A 6,681-nucleotide genomic window follows, 5' to 3' on the forward strand; every position below is an offset into this window, starting at 1 on the left:
TTCAAAATTATCTCATCGATTATACGGAAATTCATTTATCCAATGAAATCCTCTATTAGGTAGGGTTATTTTTTTTAGGTCGTATTTTTTTAGCGTAATAGATAATGAGTCTTGATCTTTCAATCCCTTAAAAATTAATGTGCTATCATTTCTGAAAGCGTATTTAAACTTATATTGAGTTGATTCAGTATTTTTAGAATTAATTTCTATTTGCTTTTTCTTTACATTTATAGTGGTGTTAAAATATGCTTTGTTATCATCCATTGTTCTAATGTTAATGTAGTCTTTCCAATCAACAACCACTTGTTTCCATCTATTTTGATCAGCATGCTGAGGCAGTACTTCTTTTCCATTGAGAATATACTTTTCTACATTGTAAATGCCATATAATGGTGACTTTGGAGCCAATGCGCCAAAGCTATATTGTTGGAAGAAGGCATGGCTAACCATTAACCCAATTGTCCAAATGATGAACAGGTATTTAAACGACCTAAAAGCAATAAGCTGCCATCTTCTTTTAAATACAGGAATTTGTAATGGTGATAATTGCTGTGGTTGGTAGGTTAAGAAAAAGCGCAGGATGGTAGCAATGTAAGGTGCTAAAATAAATAAGCCCATTACAACCAAAGCTGAAGATAATATTTTAACGGGCACATCGAAAAAGTAGTTCACGGCCATTACATGAACGCTCGCAGCTAGTGATAAAAATGCTCCAATAATCATCGTCCTCTTAAAAAGAAGTAGGACAGAAAGCACTTCAATTACTCCCATAAATATGTTATAGCCTTTAGAAAAACCAAGAAATGTCCAAGCTAAACCCATTGGTGACATCTCACCTAGTGGCTGTAATAACCGCAACAAACTAGGTTGAGGAAATTGCAATTGAACAACTTTTACAGAACCATAACGCATTAATGTAAAGGCCAGATAAAAACGAACTAAAACAATGAGCCAATAATATAATTTACTGTAGTTTTTTCTTCTTCTATCCAAAATTGACCAAATTAAACTACCGAGGGCTGCCAATAAGAAAATAAAAAGCAGCAGAACATAATTGTATGATGTATCGCCACTCCCATTTGGAAATATAGAAACGTCATAATTATAGTTTAAAACATTTACCGAAAACCAAGGGATAATTTTGTGCAACCATAGGGTTGGAAAATGGAAAAGATGTTCCGCGTACAAAAATGCACCGTTATTATTTAGAAAAATGAACAACGTCAAAATGATAAAAAAAAAGCGAAACGAAATCTTTTTAGCTGGACTCCAGGAAGTTAAATTAGAAGTTGAGTGCATGTTTTTAGATTTGGATGAATTTCAAATTAGCATTTACACAACAATAAAAGTTATCAATGGCTAAGTTTCGTTAAATTTTCACTGCGTCATAAAAATCCTGATAAGCCTCAATGAAATCATCGGCAGCGTAAATAGCATTAGAAACCGCAATGCCATGAATACCAGTTTCCATCAAATCTTCCACATCACCTATTTTGATTCCTCCAACAGCGATGATGGGTAATTCGATATTTAAATCTTTTAAATGAGATATGCCATTCGAATAACTGCCAATGCCTAAAAGTGGAAAATCATTTGGTTTGGTGTCAGTTGTAGAATACGGTCCGAAAGCAGCGTAGTCCGCACCTTCACTGGCTAGTCTGATTAAATTTTCAACGGTGTTTGCTGAACCGCCCAACGTTATATCATTGCCAACCATTTTCCGCAAAGCAACAAAATCGGCATCTACATCCTCAATATGAAAACCTTGAATATCGGCTTTGCCATTTAAATGAATGTGATCAGTAACAATAAGTGTTGTTCCCCAGTCATCACAAATTTCGGCAATGGCATTAATGTCCGCCAAAAGTTCCTCATCGGTTTTACTTAAACACCGATACTGGATCCATTTGGCTCCAGCTTCACAGGCAAGTTGTGTTTGCTCGATGTGAGTAAGATGAGGCAAATCATGGGTAATGTATTGAAGTTTTTCAATGTATTTCATATGCTGGTTAAATGCAAAATCGTCATTGCGAGGTACGGAACAATCTAATTTGCTTTGTAGATCGCTTCGTGCCTCATAATGACGAATGTAATGAATTTACGCTCTACCCTAAAACTTCACATTCAAACTCAGTAGAAAGTTGCGGGTGGCCTGAGGATAATAATAGTTAGATCGGCTTAAATCGCCAGCATATAAATAGGGATATGTACCACCGTTACTTTCATATAATGTGCTAAAAACATTGTTGATCAATAAGCTCAAACCCACATTTTTAATTCCGGCAAGCGGTGTGTTATAACTTAAACGGATATCGTTTACAAAGAAACTCGATAGCATTCTGGTATCAGCAGAAGTATTATCTAAATTTTGTTTGCCTACATACTTACTCAAAAATGCTACGCTGGCATTTGGCAAAACATTGTAATTAATCTCGCTTGACGCGATGATTGAGGGAGAAAAAGCGATGTTCGTGTTGTTGTAGTTAAAAGTAGTTAAAGCTCCGTTAGCATCATCATAAATAAATTCAGTAAAGTCTTTAATTTTATTCCTGCTGAAAGTGGCTGTTGCAGCCCACGATAGATTTTTAATAATCTGCCATCTTCCATCAATTTCAATACCTGCTCGGTAACTATCTGGCACATTCTGACGGGTTTGTCCACCCACATCATTCAGCTTTCCAGTATTAATCAGTTGGTCTTTGTAAAACATGGCAAAACCATTTATGCCCAAACTCACATTCGAGAATTGCGTACGATAACCCGCCTCTACATCCGTTAAATTTTCCGGTTTCGGGCGGCTATTGACATTCGAATCCGTAAAATCTCTTCTGTTTGGTTCCTTATTTCCTACGGCAACAGATGCATAAACGTTACTCTTATCACTGAAGTTATAAGTGACGCCTGCTTTTGGATTGAAAAAATCCAGGCTTGCATTTTGTTGTCCGGGATTGCCATTTGGATCAATACCGAAGTATGAATAATACACTCTTCTATATTGCAAATCGGCAAAAAAGTTAAATTGATCTACCTGATAGTTTGCCCTGCCGAAAATATTGAAATCGGTTTTGAAAGCATCATTGTCGTCATAGCGATGGCGGATAGAGCCGCTGCCATCATAATTGGCAAATTGCGCCCATATCACTTCATCAAAGTGGCGGCCTTTATATTCATTGTAAGCACCACCTAAAACAAAGTTTAAATCATTTTGCGGCGTGTAATTTAAAGAATAGGTAACACCATAAAAATCATTGTCCAGCCAAAGCCTTCTCACCAGATCAGAAGTAATTTGCGTTACCCCACCAAGCACTACAGCCGGGATTCCATAATCAGATAACTTGCGATCTTCTTTGTATTCTTCGTAGTAACCTCTTCCATAGGTATAATGTAGGGCCGCATTGGCTACTAACTGATTGGTAATGTTTCTGGTATAGAATAATTGATAATGATCTTGCTGATAGTTATCGGTTTGGTTATCGTAAGTAAAATCATTGTGTCTGCGGTTGGTAACCAGCATTTCCTCGCTAATTCCGTTCCAGGCCTGGTAAGTTTTTTCCGTTCCGCTAAATACGTTGGCACGAAGAATATCTTTCTTTCCGTAATAGGCACCAGAAACAAAAAATGATTTTAAGTTAGATGAAGCACGGTCAACATAACCGTCAGATTCGATTCGTGATAAACGGCCATCGAAAGTAAATTTGTTTGCAATTAAACCTGAACCCACGCTTACGGTGTTTTTCCACGTGTCATACGAACCGTAAGTATTATTTAATTCTGCATAAGCAGAATCACGGCGGGTAGTGGTTTGGATGTTTAAACTCCCGCCAAAAGCACCTGCACCATTTGTAGATGTTCCTACACCACGTTGAATTTGAATGTTATCGACCGATGAAGCCAGATCGGGCAAGTTGATAAAGAAACTGCCCTGACTTTCCGCATCGTTTAAAGGAATGCCATTAAGCGTAACGTTGATGCGGGTGGCGTCGCTGCCACGAATCCGTAAACCGGTGTAACCTACTCCGGCACCAGCGTCGGATGTAACCACAACCGAAGGTGTTTGGTTAAGTAAATACGGCAAATCCTGGCCGAGGTTATTTTTTGCCAGTTCAGCTTTATCCAGGTTTCGAAACGTGGTTGCCGAATTTTTGGATGCCCGTGTGGCGCTTACCACCACTTCGTCAGCCAAAAAATTTTGCTGTACTAAAACAAAATTTAGCGTTGAATTTCCTGTTAGATTGATAGATTTTTCTTGAGATCTATAACCTACGTAACTTACCAGAACAGTGTAATTCCCGTTAGCCAAATTGCCTATGGTGAAATTGCCGTTGGCATCGCTAATTACAGATGTTTTTTGGTTTTTAATTTTAATCGTAGCGCCAGGCAAGGCATTTTGATCATTATCGGTCACTTTTCCTGTAACCGAGTTTTGTGCCCATGCAAAGAAAGGCAACATTGCAACAAGTGCTGCAAAAAGTAAATTTTTCAATGTTTTTGTCTTTAGTTAAACCCATCGGAAATAGGGGTACTCCCGATTTCAGTTAAACTTCCATAACTCCAATCCCTACGCCGGCATTACCCGGATCAGGTGCATTCAAGTTAAAAGTTGAAGGTTAAAAGCTGAAAGTTTGCATGATCCAAACTTTTCACTTTAAACATTTCACCTTTTACTTAAAATGGGTATGATCTCAGCCCGTTTTTGTGTTTATAACAAACAAGGCACCCCTAATGATGTCGCAAATGTAGAAAAATATGTGAAGATTGTGCTAAAATGGTAGATAATCTTTTTTGAAAAGCAATCTTTATCCCTTGTCGGTTAATTTCGCCCCGCTTACATTACAGTCTTTTTATATTAAGTTGCTAACCCTAATAGCATTTTGTCCATCGGGGTTAGCAACTTTGAAAATATAAAAAGGATTTTCATTTTAATCGGGTTTAGCTTACTTCAACTTGTGCAGCGATGTGGCCACCTAAACCCGACCATAGCGAGATGCCCACAATTTTTCATTGTGGCAGAAGCGGGGGGCGGGAACAATATCTTAAAAGCCGTACCATTGCTTTCCAAATTTATAAAGCTAAAAATTCATCAATTGCCTCAATAGCATGTTGAATGCGAAGATCTCCCAATCCGCTTATTACTTTATAATTGGCATTTAAAGCCTTTAGTTCTTTGTGCCAAACCTCCATAAAATATTCGCGTTGATTAGGAAAATCCCTTAACGGATCATCCTGCCAGGGCAAGTCAATATCCATAAGCAAGTAGAGATCATAAGGTCTTTTTGGCAAAGCATCTAAAACCAATTGTGGCGTTTCACCTAACATTTCATCACTCCAGATTTTTACAGTCACGAAGGTGGTGTCGCAAATAATAAAATCGTTTTCTGTTGTAACTAAAATCGCATCTTCTAAAGCTACCTGACCATAGTACATATTTATTTCATCCTGCAAAGTATAAGGTGCGATGAGGTTTTCGCAATAATAGCGGGCATACTCTGGCACCCATGAAACTTTGTAATGTTTAGCCAACAATTGAGACATGGTCGATTTGCCTGTACTTTCTGGTCCGACGATAGCTATTTTTTTGATTGGTTTATTCACAATGCTTAATTAACGATTGCGCCAAATGTAAAAGAAAAACCCCTTAAAAGAAAAAATCCGGTTGAGGAGGGCTCCTCTAACCGGATAATAAACCAAACAAACTATTTATGAAGAAATCCTCATTGCGGGTAACTAAACCGCGAGGAAGCTTTAGATCTTTTTCTAAAGTATATACAAAACGCATATATGTTCAGCTTATTACAACATTATTGCCAATAATTGGCGTATAGCATTTTCGTGACGAAAGCATGACTTCGTGTGCAATCAACACTATAGTAATGTTACATTCTAATCTGATTTTAACGCTTTGTTAACGCCTTAAAGCTACTATTTTAGTGCAAGTGTGATTTGGCTGTATGAAAATTCAGACAGCCATTTGATTAGCCTTTAGATACTGTGCTAATTCTGCAACAAACAATTTAATTTGCCACATGTTTATCCAAAAGATTCATCCATTTAATCATTATAAAATGAAAAAGTTAGGATTATTTTTGACAGCACTAATGGTTTCAACCATTTTCTTTGTTGCGTTTAGTTACATTAAAGTAGGTGGAATAGTTGGACGAGTAACGCCAACTGATGCCATAGCAGGAGTTTCATTGGTTGCCGGCACGGATACACTACAAGCTCAGGTTAGTCAGGGAGCGTTCACCTTCACCAATTTGAAGGAAGGTGTTTATACTGTTTGGATAAAAGCCAATGCACCTTACAAGGATGCCACAATTGAAAAGGTTGCTGTAAAAGACAGCGCTACAACAGATTTAGGCGAAATCAAACTCCAACAATAGGTTCGATTTAAACATGCAGCTGTTAATCTGCGCAACAGATTAACAGCTATTTAGTGCGCCCTTCTGGCATATTATATTCTACCTTTTCTCCTTCCCTGGCAATTGTCCATGTTCTATTCTTATCCCGGTATTCTTTACTATTGATCATTTCAAAGGTTGCAGCATCAGCGCCATCCAGTACCGCATAATCAGCTTTTTCTGTAGCTTCCTTTTGATCTGATTTCAATCCTCTGGTGATATAATACACTTTTGTTTTTATCTTTAGCTACAGTGTAATTCAGTACCACAAAACTTGCTGCAT

Annotated in this window: 6 protein-coding genes; 1 reads left to right on the forward strand and 5 read right to left on the reverse strand. The window is 37.7% G+C overall.

Annotated elements, in window-relative coordinates:
• Positions 1–12: 12 nt before the first annotated feature.
• The 4 genes from ON09_RS09715 to ON09_RS09730 form a co-directional block, all read right to left on the reverse strand.
• A complete protein-coding gene (locus ON09_RS09715; protein ID WP_157258907.1) occupies positions 13–993 on the reverse strand; it encodes a hypothetical protein in 981 nt (326 codons plus the stop codon).
• A 376-nt stretch (positions 994–1,369) separates the two neighbouring features.
• Entirely contained in the window at positions 1,370–2,002 is a 633-nt protein-coding gene (locus ON09_RS09720) for a thiamine phosphate synthase (RefSeq protein WP_010600870.1), read from the reverse strand.
• A 108-nt stretch (positions 2,003–2,110) separates the two neighbouring features.
• A complete protein-coding gene (locus ON09_RS09725; protein WP_010600871.1) occupies positions 2,111–4,483 on the reverse strand; it encodes a TonB-dependent receptor in 2,373 nt (790 codons plus the stop codon).
• 578 nt (positions 4,484–5,061) lie between these two features.
• Positions 5,062–5,592, reverse strand: coding sequence for an AAA family ATPase (locus ON09_RS09730; RefSeq protein ID WP_029204250.1), 531 nt, complete (start codon positions 5,590–5,592; stop codon positions 5,062–5,064).
• Between the two features lie 470 nt (positions 5,593–6,062).
• Here ON09_RS09730 and ON09_RS09735 point away from each other — a divergent pair, with 470 nt between their 5' ends.
• Complete coding sequence (locus ON09_RS09735; RefSeq protein WP_039842144.1) at positions 6,063–6,380, forward strand: carboxypeptidase regulatory-like domain-containing protein; 318 nt, start codon at positions 6,063–6,065, stop codon at positions 6,378–6,380.
• A gap of 46 nt (positions 6,381–6,426) precedes the next feature.
• On the opposite strand, the gene ON09_RS09740 is transcribed toward ON09_RS09735, so the two are convergent.
• Positions 6,427–6,627 (reverse strand): hypothetical protein, encoded by a 201-nt coding sequence (locus tag ON09_RS09740; RefSeq protein ID WP_010600874.1) that lies wholly within the window; start codon positions 6,625–6,627, stop codon positions 6,427–6,429.
• Positions 6,628–6,681 lie beyond the last annotated feature (54 nt).

This window comes from Pedobacter agri PB92 (assembly GCF_000258495.1).
Lineage (GTDB): Bacteria > Bacteroidota > Bacteroidia > Sphingobacteriales > Sphingobacteriaceae > Pedobacter > Pedobacter agri.

Coding starts and splice junctions, on each gene's coding strand:
- ON09_RS09735 (WP_039842144.1), top strand. CDS start 6,063: ATGAAAAAGTTAGGATTATTTTTGACAGCACTAATGGTTTCAACCATT.
- ON09_RS09720 (WP_010600870.1), bottom strand. CDS start 2,002: ATGAAATACATTGAAAAACTTCAATACATTACCCATGATTTGCCTCAT.